Genomic DNA, 19,449 nt, shown 5'->3' with positions numbered 1-19,449 from the left:
ATTTAACGCGTAATCGAACGTCTTTGCTTAACTTTACGGCTCTTAAAAAAGGACACAGAATAATGAACAAAAATCCTCAGAGATTTACGATTACAGCGGCCTTACCTTATACCAACGGGCCTATTCATATTGGACATTTAGCCGGTGTTTATGTTCCGGCAGATATATATTCCCGTTTTTTACGAATGCAGGGGCACGATGTGGCCTTTGTTTGTGGTAGTGATGAGCATGGAGTGCCTATTACCATCAAAGCAAAAAAAGAAGGGGTAACTCCGCAAGATGTAGTTGATAAATACAACGGGATCATTAAAAAATCCTTTGAAGATTTTGGGGTAAGCTTTGACAATTACTCGCGTACTTCAGGCAAAACCCACCATGATACCGCTTCGGCATTTTTCAAAAAAATGTATGAAGATGGTAAATTTATTGAGGAGACTACCAAGCAGCTCTATGATGAGGAAGCGGGACAATTCCTGGCCGATAGATTCGTGACTGGAACCTGCCCTAAATGTGGCAATGAAGAAGCTTATGGAGACCAGTGTGAAAGCTGCGGAACTTCCCTGAACGCAACAGATCTTATAAATCCAAAATCTGCCATTACCGGTGCAGTTCCAACTTTAAAGGAAACCCGTCACTGGTTTCTTCCTTTAGATCAATATGAGGATTTCCTGAAAGAATGGATCCTTAAAGGTCATAAAGCCGACTGGAAATCTAACGTTTATGGTCAGGTGAAATCATGGATAGACGATGGACTACGTGCCCGTGCGGTAACCCGTGATCTGGATTGGGGAATTCCGGTGCCTGTTGAAGGCGGCGATGGTAAAGTTCTTTACGTGTGGTTCGATGCGCCTATAGGTTATATTTCTTCTACCAAAGAATGGGCTGAAAGAGAAGGCAAGGACTGGGAACCATACTGGAAAGATGAAAACACCAAGCTGGTACATTTTATTGGGAAAGATAATATCGTTTTCCATTGTATCATTTTCCCGGTGATGTTAAAAGCACACGGAGAATTTATACTTCCGGAAAATGTTCCTGCTAATGAGTTCCTGAATCTTGAAGGGAAGAAACTTTCAACTTCTAAGAACTGGGCGGTTTGGCTTCATGAATATCTTGAAGATTTTCCTGGACAACAGGATGTATTAAGATATGTGCTTACGGCCAACGCTCCTGAAACTAAAGATAATGACTTTACCTGGAAAGATTTCCAGGCAAGAAATAATAATGAACTGGTAGCCATCTTCGGAAACTTCATTAACCGGGTGGTGGTTCTAACCAATAAATATTACAACGGAATTGTTCCAGAACCGGGAACTTATTCTGAAGTTGATGAAAAGACAGTTGCTGAACTAAAAGCATATCCTTCGGTTATCGCAAGTTCGATCGAAAGATACAGGTTTAGAGAAGCCCAGGGAGAATTGATGAACCTGGCCAGGCTGGGTAATAAATATCTTGCTGATGAGGAGCCTTGGAAATTGATCAAGACCGATGAGGAAAGGGTGAAAACCATTATGTATGTAGCACTTCAGATCGCTTCTGCCCTATCTATCATTAGTGAACCTTTCTTACCATTCACCTCAGCGAAACTGAAAAAGATGCTGAATCATGTGGATGAGAATTCAGATAATACACCAGACTGGGATATTATCGGAACCAAAGAGGCATTGATCCCTGCAGGGCATCAAATTGGAAAAGCCGAATTGTTATTCAGCAAGATCGAGGATGAACAAATGGAAAAACAACTGGAAAAATTAGAAGCTACGAAAACTGCGAATGCTATGGAAGATCAAAAAGCAGAACCTCAGAAAGAGATCGCTACTTTTGAAGATTTCACCAAAATGGATCTTCGCGTAGGAACCATCATCGAAGCTGAAAAAATGCCAAAAACCAAAAAATTAATGGTTTTAAAGGTTGATACGGGCATCGATAAAAGAACCGTTGTTTCTGGAATTGCCGAGCACTTTAAGGCCGAAGATATCATCGGTAAGAAAGTAACCGTCCTGGTAAACCTTGCTCCAAGAAAATTACGCGGAGTAGAAAGTGAAGGAATGATCTTAATGACCGAAAACGCGGAAGGAAAACTGGTATTTGTTAATCCGGATGAAGACGGTGTAAAAAACGGAACTACGATAAATTAATTTCAGTATATATATTAATAACCCTCCGAAACAATACTAAAATAGAAGCTTCGGAGGGTTTTTTTTATAAGTAACCGTTAATTATTCCTGATATTTTCATATTTTGTCATTATTAATAATAATGACTTTATGATTCGTAAATACTCCCCCGCTTTTCTCCTATTCTTTTTAATTTTTAACTTTCAAAATGCTACCGGACAGAATTATCAAGGGGACGTATTAAATAAACTATTAGATTTCCATTCCACCCCAAAAGAAATTGCTTATCTGCATCTTAACAAGTCAATTCTTTTAAAAGGTGAACAGCTGGGGTTTTCGGCTTATGTGATGCTTCAAAAAGATTTTGAGCCTTCGCTGGAAACTACCAATTTGTATGTACAGGTTAAAGACTCCAACGATGTTATTATAAAGGAAAAAATGCTTTTGATAGATCGTGGTACTGGTGCAGGCACCTTTGATATAGACTCTACTTTTGCCAATGGAACTTACTCCATCGTGGCTTTTACCAATTGGATGCGCAATTTCAAGCAGCAATATTTTTTCACTGAAAAGATTCAAATTGTTGAAAGCAATTTAGGTTTTGAAGAGAAAAAGATTGATAACCTTCAGAAGATTGATGCGCAATTCTTACCTGAAAGTGGACATCTATTAAAGAATACAGTAAATAACCTGGGAATTACAATAAAAGATAGTTTAGGCTACGGTTTATCTAATGCCAGTGTTCAAATAAAGGATAAAAAGAATCGGATTATAGGAGAAACGAAATTGAATCGGTTTGGTATTGGCAGTCTTTCCTTTACCCCAAAAATAGAGGAAGAATATGTTGCTCTAATAAATTACAAAGGCCGCGATTTCACTGAAAATATTGAAACTGAGATCGAAGACCAGGGCATTCTGATAGCTACAGAGAATAAAGAAAATGCTATGGAAATTGTCCTGAATACCAATTCAGAAACAATAGAGAACTTCGGAAAAGACCCTTTTATATTATCCATACAAAACCCGGGAAAGGCCATTACCTATCAGGTAACTTTTAACGATGAAACTGCCATGAGCCTGGCGGTCCCTTATACTGATTTAAATTCTGGAATAAATATTATCACCTTATTTGACAAGAACAAGAGACCCGTAGCCGAACGATTATTTTTCAATTATAATGACTTAAAAGTAGAGGAGCTTGAGAAACCAATAGTTGTAGATCAAAACGATTCTCTTCGATTGACGATACCTACCAAAAAGCTCGCTGATAGTACTTTCTTGAGTGTATCTATTTTGCCGGAAAATACCATTTCAGATCACAGAAACCATAATATCATTTCTTACATGATGTTACAACCTTTTGTAAATGGAACTATTGAAGATGCCAGCTGGTATTTCCAAGAAGTTGATAGTGCAAAAGAGGCTGCTCTCGATCTATTACTCCTCACCCAGGGTTGGAGCAGTTATGAATGGCAGAAAGTGTTTAATAGAACACAGGGTTACAATCACGATTTTGAAAAATATGTAGATTTTAAAGGAATTTCAAATAACAAAAAAGATGGAGATCAAAGATTCCTGATCCATGCATCCCCTACCAATCCTCCAACCGTTGTAGAGGTTCCCGAAGGTGAGGATTCTTTCACTTTTGAAGCTATCAAGCCAATAGAAGGTGAAAGTTTATTTATATCCAGGATCAAAAAGAACGATCAACTGGTCCCTGCTGAACTTTCATTACAATTCTTCCCAAATCATATTGAAGAATTTAAGCACACCGGGGAAAGTCTGTTACCGAAGTCACATCTATATTCACAAAAAACCGATCCGGTATTCTCCCAATTCAATGATTTTGGAAAAGGCATAGAACAACTGGAAGTGGTTGAGATAGATGCTGTGGTAGATAAAGAAATTAAAAGAGAGAGAGAACTAGGAGCATTCAGTTATGGGAAGGTTGATGTTCTAAATGATGATGATATAAATATGTATCAATTTCTTAGTCAGTACCTGATTTCTAAAGGGTTTTTAGTAGAAGAATCTCCAAAGGAATTAAATGTAAAAAGCCCGATCTCTCGGGGTACCGGCTCTGGGTTATTTAGTGAAACGGATGAAGTTGATCCCATTGATTTCAGTGAGGTTTCTGATCCAAGTAGAGTCGGTACTAATGTAACTATCTACCTGGATGGAATACCCATGTTCGACACTGCAATGTTCTACCTATACCCTTTATACAAAGTCGATTATATAGAATACAATATATCTGGAATGGGTACTGGCTTCCTGGGAAGTGGCGGCTATGTCAAGATATATTCAGATTTTGATGTAAGCCCAACTAAAGGACCTTCCAGGAACAGGCTTCAAAAATTTGAATTTCCAGTTTCCTATGCGGTGAACAAAAAATTTTATGTTCCAAAATATTCAAATTTGCGAGATGAATTCTTTCAACAATATGGTGTCATCGATTGGAAAAGCAACCTCGTTTCCGGTAAGGGCGAGGATATTAGTATAGCATTTAAAAAGCCTATAGTTGATTTTAAATTGATCATTGAAGGGTTTACCTCTGAAGGTGAACTCATTTATGAGGTGAAATCTGTATCAATAAATTGACATCTATTTATTCCATAAAAACCAACTAAAAATTATTTTATGAATATCAGAAACAGAAATAGCCTATTCCGGGGAATTTTAATATTATTTTTTATGGCTTTCATGAGTTGTAATGAAAATGATCAATACACCGATGAAAAATATGAAGCTATTCTTTATAAATATCATTCGCAGAAAACAAGTCCAAATGAAATAAAGGATATTGACTTAGTTTTAAGTAAAAAAATTGATTCTAGCTTTACGGGGCTCATATATAAGTTAAATAAAGATCATTATTACGGATTTCTGGATGGAAACAAGAATCTTATAAGTTATGCTAAATTAAATGGGAATGGTTCCAAATCAATGTTTCATAAGAACCATTGTTTTATTTTACTCAATGAGAAAAAGACGGCTAGTTCACCTCAGGAAGAGGATTATTGCTTCACGATATTCGTAGGCCAGGTACCTTTTAAAGATTATTCTGAAATTGAATTGGAATGGAATTGTGCGGAGAAATCTGTTCAACCTTTAGAGAATAATGAATATTTCTTTTTCTTCAGAAATAGTACAAACAACGAAATATGTAATGTAAAACTTAGGAAAAGTGATGGTCAGATAAAAGATCTAGCTTTTAGCCGGTATACAAATTCATTCACAGCTGAAAATTAATCTGCCAGGAACAAGCTTCAGAAATTTGAATTTCCAGTTTCCTATGCGGTGAACAAAAAATTTTATGTTCCAAAATATTCAAATACACTTGACGAATTCTTTCAGCAATTTGGCGTCATCTACTGGAAAAGTGATTTGGTTGCTGCAAAGGATGAAGGTATAAGCTTTAAAAAAACGAAAGTTGATTTTAAATTGATCATTGAAGGTTTTACCGCGGGTGGCGACCTCATCTATGATGTGAAATCTATTTCAGTTAATTAGCAGGTTCACAATATGTTGAAAAAGAAGAAAGTCCAGCCATCATTTTGAATGAAATCGATGCATCATGAAAACTATTATTATAAAATATTTAGATCAAGTTAGCTCGAAAAAATCCCGTTTAAATAATTGAAAAACAACAAATAGCGATAAATATTAAAAGATTTTCGCTTTTACAGGATTTACATCAATGTTATTTTTTAGAGGCAACCGTTAATTTTGGCAGGTTATTTGTGTTCATCAAAAAACCTAACACAACCAAAACTAACCATTTTGAAAAAACTTCTACTCGCAAAAACCGGCCTGTCATTTCTATTTATTTTCAGTCTCTCATTTCACCAATCAATCAACGCACAGGACAATTCTAAGGAAATTCAGGAAAAACTCATCGAATTTCAATCTACTCCAAAAGAAACTGCCTACCTGCATTTAAACAAATCCATATTATTACAGGGGGAACAGTTAGGCTTTTCGGCTTATGTTGTGACTCAGCAGGACTTCAAGCCTTCCCTGAAAACAACCAATCTATACGTACAGATCAAGGATTCTAATGATAAAGTGGTCAAGGAAAAAATGTTGCTAGTTGAGAACGGTTCTGCTTCCAACACCTTCGATATCGATTCCACCTTTACCAAAGGAACCTACTCGATCACCGCCTTTACCAATTGGATGCGCAATTTTGACCAGCAAAATTTCTTTACAGAGAAAATTCAGATCCTGGAATCTGATCTTGATTTCAAAGAAAAAAAGACCGATCAGCTTCAAAAAATTGACGCGCAATTTCTGCCGGAAAGTGGACATCTTTTGAGCAATGTGGTCAATAACCTAGGCATTGTGGTCAAGGATAGTCTTGGCTACGGACTTTCCAATGCCAACGTTAGAATTCTGAATCAGGATAATAAAATGGTAGGTTACACCAGCCTTAATCAATTTGGGATAGGAAAGGTTTCCTTTGTTCCGGATGTTTCTGAACAATACACGGCACTTATAAACTTAAAAGGCCGGGAGTTTTCTCAAACAATATCCACGAAGATCGAAAGACGCGGAGTGACCATTAACACCAATAATAAGGAAAAGGAAGTCGAGATCTTTTTAAATACGAATTTGGAAACACAGGAATCATTTTCCAGTAGTCCCTTACTATTAACCATCCAGAATACTAAAGGTCTAATTGCCTACGAGGTGCTTTTCGACCAGGAGACTTCGGTATTACTTGCGGTTCCATATAAAGAATTAAAATCTGGAGTTAATATCATTACGCTTTTCGATGAAGATAAGAAGCCGGTGGCCGAAAGATTGATCTTCAATCATAAAAACCTGCCAGTCGTGGATCTGGACAAACCTATTATTCAGAATAGAAAAGATTCAATTCAATTAAGCCTGCCCACGGGTAAGATCGCTGACAGTACTTTCTTAAGCATCTCCATTTTACCGGAAAAAACCATTTCAGATAAGCGAAATCACAATATCATTTCTTACTTGATGTTACAACCACATTTAAGGGGAACTATCCAAAATGCTTCCTGGTATTTTGAAGATATCGATGAAACAAAAAAAGAAGCTCTGGATAATTTGTTATTAACCCAGGGATGGAGCAGTTATGACTGGAGAAACATTTTTAAAGGATCCAGGGAAATCAATTATGGATTCGAAAATTATGTAGATCTAAAGGCAGAAATTAATAATAACAGAGACAAGGATCGTAAATTTTTGATCCATGCTTCCGCTACCAATCCGCCAACCTTTGTAGATGTTCCTGAAGACAAGGATTCTTTTATTTTTGAGGGTATTGTACCGGTAGAAGGCGAAAATCTTTTTATTTCAAGGGTAAAAAACAATGACAAGCTTATTCCGGCAGGTCTTTCCGTGCAATTCTTTCCTAATCACATTGAAGATTTTAAACATTCAGGGAAAAGTCTTGCCCCAAGATCTCTATTTTATGCAGGCAAGCTTGATCCTGTTTTTTTCCAATTCAATGATTTTGGAAAAGCGGTAGAACAACTTGATGAAGTATTATTAGAAACAACTGTTAATAAAGAGCTAGACCGGGAAAGAAAACTTATCAATAAGACTGCAGTCTGGAATGAAGTTGATGTACTAAGTGAGGAAGATAGATCACTATTCCGAACCCTGGATCAATATTTATTATCTAAAAGGATTGTTTTAAACAAATCTCCAACAAATTTCTCGATTCATCCTTCCAATAGATCAGAGGGAAATAAAAGTAATAATCTTACTAATGATTTAAGTAGACAGAGAGGCATGTTATATTACCTGGATGATATGCCCTTATTTGACAAAACAATTTTGTATCAATACTCAATGGATATGGTAGACTACGTCGTAATCAATAGGCGAGGATTTGGCGAAGGTTTAATGGGATCTAATGGAACTGTCAAAATATATACTGACTTTAACGTTGGCGCAGAAAATAAATCTACAAGGAACAGGCTTCAAAAATTTGAATTTCCAGTTTCCTATGCGGTGAACAAAAAATTTTATGTTCCAAAATATTCAAATACGCGAGATGAATTCTTTCAACAATATGGTGTCATCGATTGGAAAAGTGATCTGGTTGCTGGAAAGGATGAAGATATAAGTATAAGCTTTAAAAAACCTCAGGTTGATTTTAAAATGATCATTGAAGGGTTTACTGCAAGTGGTGATCTGATCTATGATGTGAAATCTATTTCAATTAATTAGCAGGTTTGTTACATTTGGCTAATGCTAAAAATAGCCAATCATCCTATCTATAAGCATCCTTTACCAGAAGGGCATCGTTTCCCAATGGAAAAGTATGACCTGCTACCAAAACAGCTTTTACATGAAGGCACCTGTGACGAGAACAATTTCTTTGAGCCGGACTTTCCGGAGGAATCCCATATTTTGAAAGTTCATGAAGCAGATTATGTAAAGCGATTAAAGAACCTCGAATTAACAAAAAAGGAGATTCGCGTTTCCGGGTTTCCTTTATCGCAGGAATTAGTGGACCGCGAGCAGATCATTGCCGACGGAACTATAAAAGCCTGTCATTTTGCTTTGGAAAATGGCATTTCCATGAATATAGCCGGCGGAACACATCATGCCTATACCAACCGCGCAGAAGCTTTCTGTTTACTCAACGATCAGGCTATTGGAGCGAGATATCTTCAGGAGAAAGGCCTAGCAAAAAAGATCCTTATCGTAGATCTTGATGTCCACCAGGGAAATGGTACTACAGAGATCTTTCAGAATGATGATTCGGTTTTTACCTTTTCCATGCACGGGAAAGGAAATTATCCCTTTAGAAAAGAACGATCAGATCTTGACATTGAACTTACCGACGGGACAGGAGACGCTGAGTATCTCAAAAAATTAAAGTCTACCCTATCCGACCTAATTGAAAAGACACAACCTGATTTTATTTTTTATCTCTGCGGAGTCGATATTCTTGAAACGGATAAACTGGGAAGACTTTCCTGCTCAATTTCAGGATGTAAAGAGAGAGACCGGTTTGTACTACAAACCTGCCATGACCTGGGAATCCCGGTGGAATGTAGTATGGGCGGCGGCTACTCAAAAGATATAAAACTTATTATCGAAGCTCATGCCAATACCTATAGGCTAGCCCAGGAAATCTATTTTTAGTTTATCGTATCAATTTTCATATAACTATGCATTAAAATTGATAATTTAAAATTATTGCAGTTATATTCGTAAATATTACATTTATTTTTTACGAATGAAAAAACGCTCAAATGCACAGGTCTATTGGAAAACTAACCTGAAATACCTGGCGATCCTTTTATCCATATGGTTTATTGTCTCCTTTGGAGCCGGGATTCTATTTAAAGACGAACTTAATCAAATTCGACTTGGCGGATTTAAGCTTGGTTTTTGGTTTGCCCAACAGGGAGCTATCTATGTATTTGTAATTCTGATCTTTGTTTATATCCATCTCATGAATAACCTTGACAAGAAGCATGGGTATAACGAATAATTTCTCCATTAAATTTTAATCTATGAATGTTCAAGTATGGACCTGGATTTTGGTTGGTCTAAGCTTTGCTCTTTATTTTGGAATTGCAATATGGGCAAGGGCTTCTTCAACAAAAGATTTTTATGTTGCCGGTGGCGGGGTTTCCCCATTAGCTAATGGAATGGCAACAGCTGCAGACTGGATGAGTGCAGCTTCTTTTATATCAATGGCAGGTATTATATCTTTCAGCGGGTATGACGGCTCTGTATATCTAATGGGTTGGACGGGTGGATATGTACTTCTCGCTCTGTTATTGGCCCCATACCTTCGTAAATTTGGTAAATTTACGGTTCCGGATTTTATAGGGGATCGCTATTATTCCAATTCAGCAAGAACCATTGCGGTGATCTGTGCTCTCATAGTTTCTTTCACTTATGTAGCGGGGCAAATGAGGGGAGTAGGAATTGTTTTCTCTCAATTTCTGCAGGTAGAAATAACTTTTGGAGTCCTTATAGGAATGACTGTGGTGTTGGTTTTTGCTTTTCTTGGAGGCATGAAAGGAATCACTTATACCCAGGTTGCCCAATATTGCGTACTTATTTTCGCATTTATGGTTCCTGCCATTTTTATTTCCATTCAAATGACGGGTAACCCTATACCACAATTTGGTATGGGGGGAAGAGTTGAAGATGGCACTTACTTACTTGATAAACTGGACAGCCTGCATACACAACTCGGATTTAAAGAATATACAGACGGATCTAAATCTACCTGGGATGTTTTTGCAATTACCCTGGCCCTTATGGCCGGAACTTCGGGTTTACCACATGTTATTGTTAGATTTTTCACCGTACCAAAAGTAAAGGATGCCAGGAAATCTGCTGGATATGCTTTACTTCTCATTGCTATTTTATATACCACTGCACCAGCGGTATCGGTATTTGCCAGAACCAATCTGATTACAACGGTTAATGAAAAAGCATATGAAACCCTACCTGTCTGGTTTAAAAACTGGGAAAATACCGGGCTTATTTCATGGACAGATAAAAATGATGATGGTAAAATACAGTATAGAAATTCTGATGCAGTAAATGGAAAACCCGAATATACAGATACCAGAGGCATACATGGAGAACGTTTAATATCTAATGCATCAGATGAAAAAAATGAATTATATGTAGACAGGGATATTATGGTATTGGCTAATCCAGAGATCGCAAATTTGCCAAATTGGGTAATAGCACTTGTAGCCGCTGGAGGATTGGCAGCTGCCCTATCTACCGCTGCAGGTCTATTACTTGTAATTTCCACTTCTGTATCTCATGATCTTATCAAAAAACAGTTAAAGCCTGATATCTCTGATAAAGGTGAATTATTATATGCCAGGATCAGTATTGTAGTTGCAGTTCTTGTAGCCGGGATCTTTGGGATCTATCCACCTGGTTTCGTAGCCGCAGTTGTTGCTCTGGCATTTGGACTTGCCGCAGCATCTTTCTTTCCTGCCATTGTCCTGGGAATTTTCGATAAAAGAATGAATAGACAGGGAGCAATAATAGGAATGGTAGCCGGGATAAGTATCATGCTAATCTATATGATATTCTTTAAAACAGGCCTAATGGGAATAATGGAACCTCTTCCTCCATCTGAATGGTGGTTTGGGATCTCTCCCGAAGGATTTGGAGTCGTTGCGATGGTGATCAATTTCATTCTGGCTTTAACAATTTCAAGACTAACCCCTCCTCCACCCCGGGATGTTCAGGAAATAGTTGAAAACATAAGAATTCCAGGCGGGGCTGGTAAAGCTTCTACTCACTAAAGTTTTTATATAAAATAAGACACCGGAAATTCCGGTGTCTCATTATAAATATCTCATAGAGGTACCTCATTTTTCTTCCTCAGCATATAATTTTCTTAGATTTCCTGTTGCCTAAATCAAGGAAGTGTCATCCGTTTTCCTAGCCTTCTACTGCAAAAACACGCAATTTCAATTCAACCTGCTGAATGATAATATTTTAATTTCTATATTTAGGAGCCCTACTCACCATTTAATCAATTTTAATCATTAATTCATTATGAAAAGATTCCTATTTCTAATGGCCTGCCTATTCATTATAGGTTCATCACAGGCTCAAACTTTTAAAGCAGACGATATAAATATCGACTATGAAAAATTTGTTCTCCCCAATGGGTTGACACTTTTAGTTCATGAAGACCATAAAGCTCCAATTGTTGCCGTAAATGTTTGGTATCATGTAGGCTCAAAAAATGAGAAACCCGGTAAGAGTGGTTTTGCACATTTATTTGAACACCTCATGTTCAACGGTAGCGAAAACTTCAAAGACGACTATTTCCAGGCTATTGAAAGAATTGGGGGAACCGATGTGAACGGTACAACTAATACAGACAGAACCAATTATTTTCAAAATGTACCTGTAGCAGCCCTGGACCAGGTTTTATTCCTTGAATCAGACCGAATGGGTCATTTCAAAGGAGTGATAAGTCAGGAATTGCTTGACGAACAACGCGGGGTGGTTCAGAACGAGAAGCGCCAGGGAGAAAATCAACCATACGGGCAGCAGTGGAATTACCTTACCAAGGCCATGTATCCAAAAGGACACCCATATTCCTGGACCGTGATCGGCGAAATGGAAGATCTTAATGCAGCCACGGTGGAAGATGTAAAAGAATGGTTCGAGTCATATTATGGGCCAAACAACGCGGTTATTGCTATCGCAGGAGATATTACTCCAGATGAGGCTCACAAAAAGGTTTTAAAGTACTTCGGAGATATTCCTGCGGGCCCAACTATTGAAAGACAGGAAAGAAATATCCCTGAGCATCCTACAGATACCTACCAGGTTTATGAAGACCGTGTTCCGGAAGCTCGCGTGGTATACACCTGGAACAGCCCAGAGTTTGGTTCAAAAGAAGACCTTCATTTTGACCTTATTTCTGCGATCCTGAGCAGCGGTAAAAATTCACGTTTATACAAGAACCTGGTCTATGAAAACCAGATCGCCAGCAGCGCAGGAGCTTATCAGGCTTCTTCAGAGATCGCCAGCAGGTTTATTGCACAGGCGAACGTTAAGCCGGGCGTGGATATTGAAAAGGTGAAAACTGAAATGCTTTCAGAAATAAATAAATTTATCGCCGAAGGTCCAACCGAAGCTGAACTGAAAAGAGTAAAAGCTGAATATTTCGCAGATTTTATTAAAGGTATGGAGCGAATTGGTGGATTTGGCGGAATTTCAGATATCCTGGCTTCTAATGAAACATATCATGGTGACGCAGATTACTACAAGAAAAAACTTCAATTCGTAGAAAATGCTACCATAGAAGATCTTCAGGCCACCGCACAAAAATGGCTTAAAAAAGGAAAGCATACACTTATCGCAAAGCCATTCCCGGAATATAGTATTACAGAAACTTCTGTAGACAGATCTTCGCTTCCTGCAGTTGCTGAAGCAAAGCCATCTAAATTTCCCGATGTTCAGCGTTCTAACCTGAAAAACGGAATGGAGATCGTATTGGCAAAACGCGAAGGAGTTCCAACGATCGTGATGGACCTTATGTTCGATGCCGGTTACAAGACAGATTACATGGCAAGCCCGGGAACTGCTTCTTTAGCTATGGACCTGCTAGATGAGGGAACTGAAAATCTAAACTCCCTGGAAATTAGCGAGAAATTACAGTTACTGGGAGCAGATCTTTACACAAGTTCAGATATGGATATTTCTACCGTAAGTCTAAGAACTTTAAAACCAAGCCTGGAAGGAAGTTTAGAATTATTCTCAGATGTGATTCTAAATCCTTCTTTCCCTCAAAAGGAATTTGAAAGGTTAAAAACAGATCAGCTAAATGATATAAAACGAGAAAAGTCTCAACCTATCACGATGGCTTTAAGGGTAATGAATAAATATCTTTACGGCGAGGATCATCCCTATAGCGGTCCGCAGACCGGCACGGGATATGAGGATACTGTAGAAAAACTTACAAGGGAAGAGGTTGTAAATTTCTACGACACCTGGTTAAAGCCAAATAACGCCACTCTTGTTGTTACAGGTGATATCGAAATGGACCAGTTAAAAGATCAGCTGGAAAAATCCCTTGGGAAATGGAAAAAAGGTGATGTGCCGCAGGTTACATTTACCAAGCCAAAGACCGATACCAAGAACACCCTTTACCTGATGGATCGTCCGGAATCTCAACAATCTGTGATCATTGCAGGGCATTTAACAGATAAATACGGGGAAAATCCTGAATATGCGGTGGAACAAATGGTGAATATCCTTGGAGGTGAATTTACTTCCAGAATCAACATGAACCTTAGAGAAGATAAACACTGGGCTTATGGAGCCGGAGGTTTCGTAATGGGCACTAAGGAGGAAAGACCATTCCTTGTATATGCTCCTGTACAAACCGATAAATCTGCAGAATCTGTGACTGAACTAAGAAAAGAGATCGCTGAATTCGTCACTACCCGTCCTGCAACGGCTGCGGAGGTAGAAAAAGTAAAGACCAACCAGGTACTGGCACTTCCAGGACAATGGGAAACCAATGCCGCGGTGAATGCGTCTCTTAGAAATATGGTGAAATATGACTTACCAGACGATTATTATAAAACTTATGATGCTGAAATAAGAAATCTAAGTGCGGAAGATATTCAGAAGGTTAGCAAGAAGATGGTAGATCCAGAAAAAGTGAACTGGTTCATCATTGGTGACAGAGCCAAGATCGCTGAAAAATTAGATGAACTTGATTTTGATGAGATCGTGGAAATCGATGTGGATGGAAATCCTATAAAACCAAAAACTATTAAGAAAGAGAAAGATCAGGTAGATCAATAAAAAGAAAAACCCCCGCTGAGAAGCGGGGGTTTTTTATACTATATTATCACCTACTTACCTAGGAGTAAGATTTCGTTGCAAATAACTTCGGTAATATATCTTTTCACTCCATCTTTGTCTTCATAGCTCCTGCTGGTTAACTTACCCTCTATTCCTACTTCCTTACCTTTAGGCACATAGTTCTCAATAAGCTCGGCGGTCTTTCCCCATGCAACGATATTATGCCATTGTGTATCGGTGATCTTTTCGCCTTTGGCGTTCTTATAACTCTCATTGGTAGCAACTGAAAATTTAGCCAGTTTCTTTCCTGATTCAAGATTTACTATTTCAGGATCATTACCTACATGTCCAATCAATTGTACGGTGTTTCTTAAAGTGCTCATAACTATAGAATTTTTTGCAGCTGAAAATCATTCGTTCATTTCAACAGGACAAAGATGTGACCGACTCCAAGCATTATTCGTCTGGAAAGTATTTGTATCTGTTTACTTTCGTTTGCAAACGTTTGTAAACGGTTAATTTTAATATTATTTAGATAATTTATTCATACCCGGTCCACTTCAAAGGGCGAATTAGAAGTATTCCATTATTTTTAAACTTTAATAAATCAGCGTATGAATAATCGGAAGATCAGTAATAAGATTAGAGTATATCATAGATATTTAGGTTTTTTCCTGGCAGGAATAATGGCCATGTATGCCATTAGCGGAATTGTACTGATCTTCAGAAGCACAGATGCCTTTAAAATTGAGAAAACTATCGAAAAAGAAGTGTCCTCTAACCTAAGTGAAGAGCAACTTGGTAAAACCTTGAAGATCCGTGATTTCAAAATTGAAAAAGCAGATGCTGACAAAGTCTATTTTAAACAAGGAGAACTGGATAAAACTACCGGAATTGCTACTTATAAAGTGAAGGAGTTACCGGTAATCCTGGAAAGCTTAACCAAACTTCATAAAGCAAACACTAAACGTCCCTTATTCTTTTTGAATATAATTTTTGGGCTTTCCCTTTTATTCTTCGTCATTTCTGCCTTCTGGATGTTTATGCCATCCACCAAAATATTTAGAAAAGGAATTTTTTTCACAATTGGAGGGATTTTATTAACCCTTATTTTACTTTTTGTATAAATGAGTATCGAAAAAGCATATGATCAATGGTCTTCCCAATATGATTCTAACAAGAACAAGACCCGCGACATGGACCAGAAGCTGACCCGGGAGGTATTAGAAAATACTGAATTCGGCTTTGTCCTTGAACTGGGTTGTGGAACCGGTAAAAACACCAGCTGGTTTCAAACAAAAGCAGAGAAAATTCTCGCGGTGGACTTTTCAGATGAAATGCTGAAAATGGCAAAAAAGAAGATCACTTCAAATAATGTGTCCTTTTTAAAGGCAGATATCACAAAAACCTGGGATTGGGCTTCCGGAAATTTTGAGCTCGTTACCTGTAATCTTATTCTGGAACACATTAAGGATCTTAATTTCATTTTTTGCTTAGCTAATAATCAACTAAAAGCCGGTGGATACTTTTTTATTTCTGAACTTCATCCTTTTAAACAATATTTAGGCTCTAAAGCCAGGTTCGATTCCGAAGAAGGAAAAGTAGAGCTGGAAACTTTCACGCATCATATTTCAGAATTCCTTGAAGCCGCCGACTCCACTGGTTTTCAATTGAAAAAATTGAACGAATGGTTTGATGAAGATGGAAATCAAACCCCTCGAATTTTAAGTTTACTATTTCAAAAAACATGATCGCCAATACTCCAGAACCGCCTTATTACGCCGTTATTTTCACTTCCATCTTGAACAACCCTCATGACGGATATTCAGAAATGGCAGATAAAATGGAAGAATTAGCGAAACTCCAACCGGGATATTTAGGTTTTGAATCGGCCAGAGAGAAAGTTGGGATAAGCATTTCCTACTGGAAAGATCTGGAAAGTATAAAGCATTGGAAACACAATGCAGATCATCTTTTTGCAAAAAACAGGGAAAAGCGAAATGGTACGAACAATACCATATCAGGATCACTAAAGTAGAACGCGATTATCATTTTAAAACAATTTAATACGCAACCTTTTCAGGAAATCCTCATCTACTCTATAAATCCCGTATCAATGAAAAGAATAGTTCTACTTCTATCCCTAATTATTTTTGCCATATCCTGTGATAGTTCAGACGATCATTCGGGAGGAATACAAGAAGAGTATATTGTACATAGAAATTCAGAATTAGAGTTAGAAAATTCAGAATTTGGTACTTTTGTAGACATCGTTCCGGGAAATAAACTGGTTTTTGAATATCATTTAAGCAAAGCAGCAGATCCTGATATTGCCGATAGTGGATATGATGAATATCTATACTTCGAGCTGGAGGAAGGAACTGAGGATTTTCGACTAATTGATGAAGGCATTACTATTAGCAACGCATATTTGCGACGATCCTGTTTCTGTGTTTTTACCGATTTTAGACCGCTTACAGACGGAGAGATATCTGGCGAAAAGATTGGTAATAATACATGGAATATAAGTTTTGATGTTGAAGCCGCTATAGAAGAGGACGGAGAAATTGTTGAAACTATAACCATTCAAAATTCAGGAACCTTCAAACCCGAATAATTTAAATCTTATTAATCAACCGAAATACTTATTTATGCGAACCTTAATTAAATTTCTTCTTTTTTTAGCCGTAATCGTAGTGCAGTCCTGTAGTAACAACGATGATAACGACTGCTCTTCTGTTTTGTGTGCGCAGCCGGATGCTATTCTTGATTTTCAGATCGTAAATATTGAAACGGAAGAAAATATTGCCGGTACAATAATTTCTGGAGATGCAATAGAGGTCATAAATACTTCCTCAGGAGCTGAAACAGAGTATGAATTTATAACTGAAAACAATAGTAATATTTTAAGGATCTTCTTTTCTGAAAGTAGTGATTACAGCATAATTTATGGAGATGAGGAAATATTCACCCTATCTGTAGACGCTGAAAGACAAACTGAAGGTTGCTGCTCTACTACGATGATCAATGACCTGAGTATCGAGGGCGCAGAATTTGAATTTGAAGAGGAAACCGGAATTTATACGATCAAAAAAGACATTAGATCCCATCTTATCACCGGAGAAAGTTTAGAGAATTATCATGCTTTTTTTGAAAATTCGAAGTTGCAGATTGAACCTGAAGAAGAATCACATGTAAATACAGAATCCTTGGAAATAGATGTGGTAGCAGGAGAAAAGCTTGTCTTTAAGTTGCTGACTTACGATGATCCGGAAGAGACAGTCGCCGATGATGAGATAACAAGAATTGTATATTTTGAAATAGATCCTGGAGCGACAGAATTCACCTTAAATCCGGATAATTTTGAAGATGCCAATGCGATTATAGGCCTTTTGTCGAGTGCCAGCTTTATAAAACCAATCGAGACCGGAGAAATCACTGGAACAAAAATATCTGATGACGAATGGAAGGTAGAAGTTAAGGCTGCCGTGGGTGAAGAAGGTGAAACTTTCGGTATTAAGATAGAAGAGGATGAAAAATCCTTCACCAGGAGTACTTATGAAGATGTATGGATGCCCATTTATCTTACCCATGTTTTCAGATAGGCTAATTGCCCAATTATTTCCGGGTATTTAGGTTTTTCCCTATATTTCACTATGGAAAAATCTTGCCCGGAATGTGGCGAAAAGATCATAGGCCGAACCGATAAGAAGTTTTGCAGTGATTATTGCCGCAACGCTTATCACAATAAAGCCAATAAAGACAGTAGCAACCTCATCAGGAATACGAATAATCAGCTAAGAAAGAATCATCGCATTCTCGAGGAGCTGAATCCAAATGATAAAACCTCGGTGACCAGAACAAAGCTTCTGGCCAAAGGTTTCAGTTTCGAGGTTTTTACCAGTATCTATGTTACCAAAACCGGGAACCAGTATTTCTTCGTTTATGACCAGGGATACCTAAAGCTGGAAAATGATTTTTACGCACTGGTGAAAAGGAATTAGCATTTTTTTGAGATATAGAATGCCCGCCGATTCTTATCTTAAGGGATATGAAAAAAGTATTGATCTTTACATTTCTCCTTTTAGCATTTAAATCTATGTCTGCACAATCACTTTCTGAATATCAATGGGAAAACAGGCTTTTAGTCATTTTTACTGAAGCCGAGGATTCAAAAGAATATAAGGAACAAGTGAAGGAATTAGAAAGCGAAATAATAGGCTTAAAGGACAGAAAACTTTTAATTATTCAATCACTGCCTCAAAAACACAAGACGGTTCTTCCGGAAGAATCTGGCTGGAAGGATTCCAACCTATATCAAAAGATGAAAAAATCAGGCGAAAGTTTCGAAGTGATCCTCATAGGGCTTGATGGCGGGGTTAAATTAAGGCAAAACGAAGTATTGGAGACCAAAAAGCTATTCGATCTCATAGATTCCATGCCCATGCGACAGGCAGAAATGCGCAGGGAAAATTAACTAATAAGTCCAGGTGTGTGCTTTTAGTTTTAAAGCTGCTCTTAGAACATCTCGCTGACTGATCTGTCCTACAAGACGACCATCTTCGATAATTGGAAATCTTCGAAATTTCATCTCGATGAATTTCTTCGCCGCATCCAGCACGTTCATATTCCCATCGATGGTTTCAACATTGGTATGCATACGTTTCCCTACTGTTAGATCTGCCATAGGCATATTGTAATAACGGCTATCTGAGATCTGCTTCATACAATCCCCTTCAGAAATTATACCCAGTAATTCCATTTTTTCATTCACCACACACCCACCTGAAATACCATGCTTAATAAGTTTTTCCATTACATCCATGATATTTTCATGTTCCCTGAAGGTCACTAGATTCTCGGCCATATAATCTTTTACCAAAATTGGTGCTTCTGCAGGTTTTTCGGGCGCTGCCCGCTTCCCCATAAAACTTTTGATACCCATAGTATAAACTTTTGATTCTTAATTACTTAAATATAAGGATTTTTAGATTAGCAGCTACTTATGGATTTTCCT

Annotated in this window: 18 protein-coding genes; 16 read left to right on the top strand and 2 right to left on the bottom strand. The window is 37.8% G+C overall.

Annotated elements, in window-relative coordinates; genetic code table 11:
• The first annotated feature begins 62 nt into the window (after window positions 1-62).
• From metG to G3I01_RS05965, 9 genes are all read left to right on the top strand, one after another.
• Window positions 63-2,138 (top strand): methionine--tRNA ligase, encoded by a 2,076-nt coding sequence (gene metG / locus G3I01_RS06005; protein ID WP_219552015.1) that lies wholly within the window; start codon window positions 63-65, stop codon window positions 2,136-2,138.
• Between the two features lie 129 nt (window positions 2,139-2,267).
• Window positions 2,268-4,718 carry a hypothetical protein gene (locus G3I01_RS06000; RefSeq protein WP_219552014.1) on the top strand — a complete coding sequence of 817 codons (2,451 nt, stop codon included), beginning with the start codon at window positions 2,268-2,270 and terminating at the stop codon, window positions 4,716-4,718.
• A 39-nt stretch (window positions 4,719-4,757) separates the two neighbouring features.
• On the top strand, window positions 4,758-5,369 hold the full coding sequence (locus tag G3I01_RS05995) for a hypothetical protein (protein ID WP_219552013.1): 612 nt from the start codon (window positions 4,758-4,760) through the stop codon (window positions 5,367-5,369).
• 48 nt (window positions 5,370-5,417) lie between these two features.
• On the top strand, window positions 5,418-5,630 hold the full coding sequence (locus tag G3I01_RS05990; protein WP_219552010.1) for a hypothetical protein: 213 nt from the start codon (window positions 5,418-5,420) through the stop codon (window positions 5,628-5,630).
• Window positions 5,631-5,900: 270 nt separating this feature from the next.
• Window positions 5,901-8,330, top strand: a complete 2,430-nt coding sequence (locus G3I01_RS05985) for a hypothetical protein (RefSeq protein ID WP_219552009.1) — start codon at window positions 5,901-5,903, stop codon at window positions 8,328-8,330.
• 21 nt (window positions 8,331-8,351) lie between these two features.
• Window positions 8,352-9,254, top strand: coding sequence for a histone deacetylase (locus G3I01_RS05980; RefSeq protein ID WP_219552007.1), 903 nt, complete (start codon window positions 8,352-8,354; stop codon window positions 9,252-9,254).
• 94 nt (window positions 9,255-9,348) lie between these two features.
• Entirely contained in the window at window positions 9,349-9,606 is a 258-nt protein-coding gene (locus G3I01_RS05975) for a DUF4212 domain-containing protein (protein WP_219552006.1), read from the top strand.
• Between the two features lie 22 nt (window positions 9,607-9,628).
• A complete protein-coding gene (locus G3I01_RS05970; RefSeq protein WP_219552004.1) occupies window positions 9,629-11,401 on the top strand; it encodes a sodium:solute symporter family protein in 1,773 nt (590 codons plus the stop codon).
• A 256-nt stretch (window positions 11,402-11,657) separates the two neighbouring features.
• Window positions 11,658-14,432 carry a pitrilysin family protein gene (locus G3I01_RS05965; RefSeq protein WP_219552003.1) on the top strand — a complete coding sequence of 925 codons (2,775 nt, stop codon included), beginning with the start codon at window positions 11,658-11,660 and terminating at the stop codon, window positions 14,430-14,432.
• A gap of 50 nt (window positions 14,433-14,482) precedes the next feature.
• On the opposite strand, the gene ssb is transcribed toward G3I01_RS05965, so the two are convergent.
• Window positions 14,483-14,815 carry a single-stranded DNA-binding protein gene (ssb, locus tag G3I01_RS05960; protein WP_219552002.1) on the bottom strand — a complete coding sequence of 111 codons (333 nt, stop codon included), beginning with the start codon at window positions 14,813-14,815 and terminating at the stop codon, window positions 14,483-14,485.
• 231 nt (window positions 14,816-15,046) lie between these two features.
• Here ssb and G3I01_RS05955 point away from each other — a divergent pair, with 231 nt between their 5' ends.
• From G3I01_RS05955 to G3I01_RS05925, 7 genes are all read left to right on the top strand, one after another.
• Window positions 15,047-15,559: a PepSY domain-containing protein gene (locus G3I01_RS05955; RefSeq protein ID WP_219552001.1), complete on the top strand. Its 513-nt coding sequence runs from the start codon at window positions 15,047-15,049 to the stop codon at window positions 15,557-15,559.
• Entirely contained in the window at window positions 15,560-16,183 is a 624-nt protein-coding gene (locus G3I01_RS05950; protein ID WP_219552000.1) for a class I SAM-dependent methyltransferase, read from the top strand.
• Window positions 16,180-16,470, top strand: coding sequence for an antibiotic biosynthesis monooxygenase (locus tag G3I01_RS05945; RefSeq protein WP_347709001.1), 291 nt, complete (start codon window positions 16,180-16,182; stop codon window positions 16,468-16,470). Before G3I01_RS05950 ends, G3I01_RS05945 begins: the two co-directional genes overlap by 4 nt.
• Window positions 16,471-16,548: 78 nt before the next feature.
• A complete protein-coding gene (locus tag G3I01_RS05940; RefSeq protein WP_219551999.1) occupies window positions 16,549-17,049 on the top strand; it encodes a hypothetical protein in 501 nt (166 codons plus the stop codon).
• Between the two features lie 34 nt (window positions 17,050-17,083).
• Window positions 17,084-18,037, top strand: a complete 954-nt coding sequence (locus tag G3I01_RS05935) for a hypothetical protein (protein ID WP_219551997.1) — start codon at window positions 17,084-17,086, stop codon at window positions 18,035-18,037.
• A 51-nt stretch (window positions 18,038-18,088) separates the two neighbouring features.
• A complete protein-coding gene (locus G3I01_RS05930) occupies window positions 18,089-18,436 on the top strand; it encodes a hypothetical protein (RefSeq protein ID WP_219551996.1) in 348 nt (115 codons plus the stop codon).
• Window positions 18,437-18,483: 47 nt separating this feature from the next.
• Window positions 18,484-18,909, top strand: a complete 426-nt coding sequence (locus G3I01_RS05925) for a DUF4174 domain-containing protein (RefSeq protein WP_219551995.1) — start codon at window positions 18,484-18,486, stop codon at window positions 18,907-18,909.
• Here the strand turns inward: G3I01_RS05925 and G3I01_RS05920 are convergent, their stop codons facing one another.
• The gene (locus tag G3I01_RS05920) at window positions 18,910-19,377 is read right to left on the bottom strand and encodes a CBS domain-containing protein (protein WP_219551993.1); all 468 of its coding nucleotides are present in this window, start codon (window positions 19,375-19,377) and stop codon (window positions 18,910-18,912) included. It abuts the gene before it with no gap.
• Window positions 19,378-19,449 lie beyond the last annotated feature (72 nt).

It is taken from the genome of Gramella sp. MT6 (genome assembly GCF_019357415.1).
Lineage (GTDB): Bacteria > Bacteroidota > Bacteroidia > Flavobacteriales > Flavobacteriaceae > Christiangramia.
Note: the sequence above shows the minus strand (reverse complement) of the source record. Positions and strands in the feature narration are given on the sequence as shown.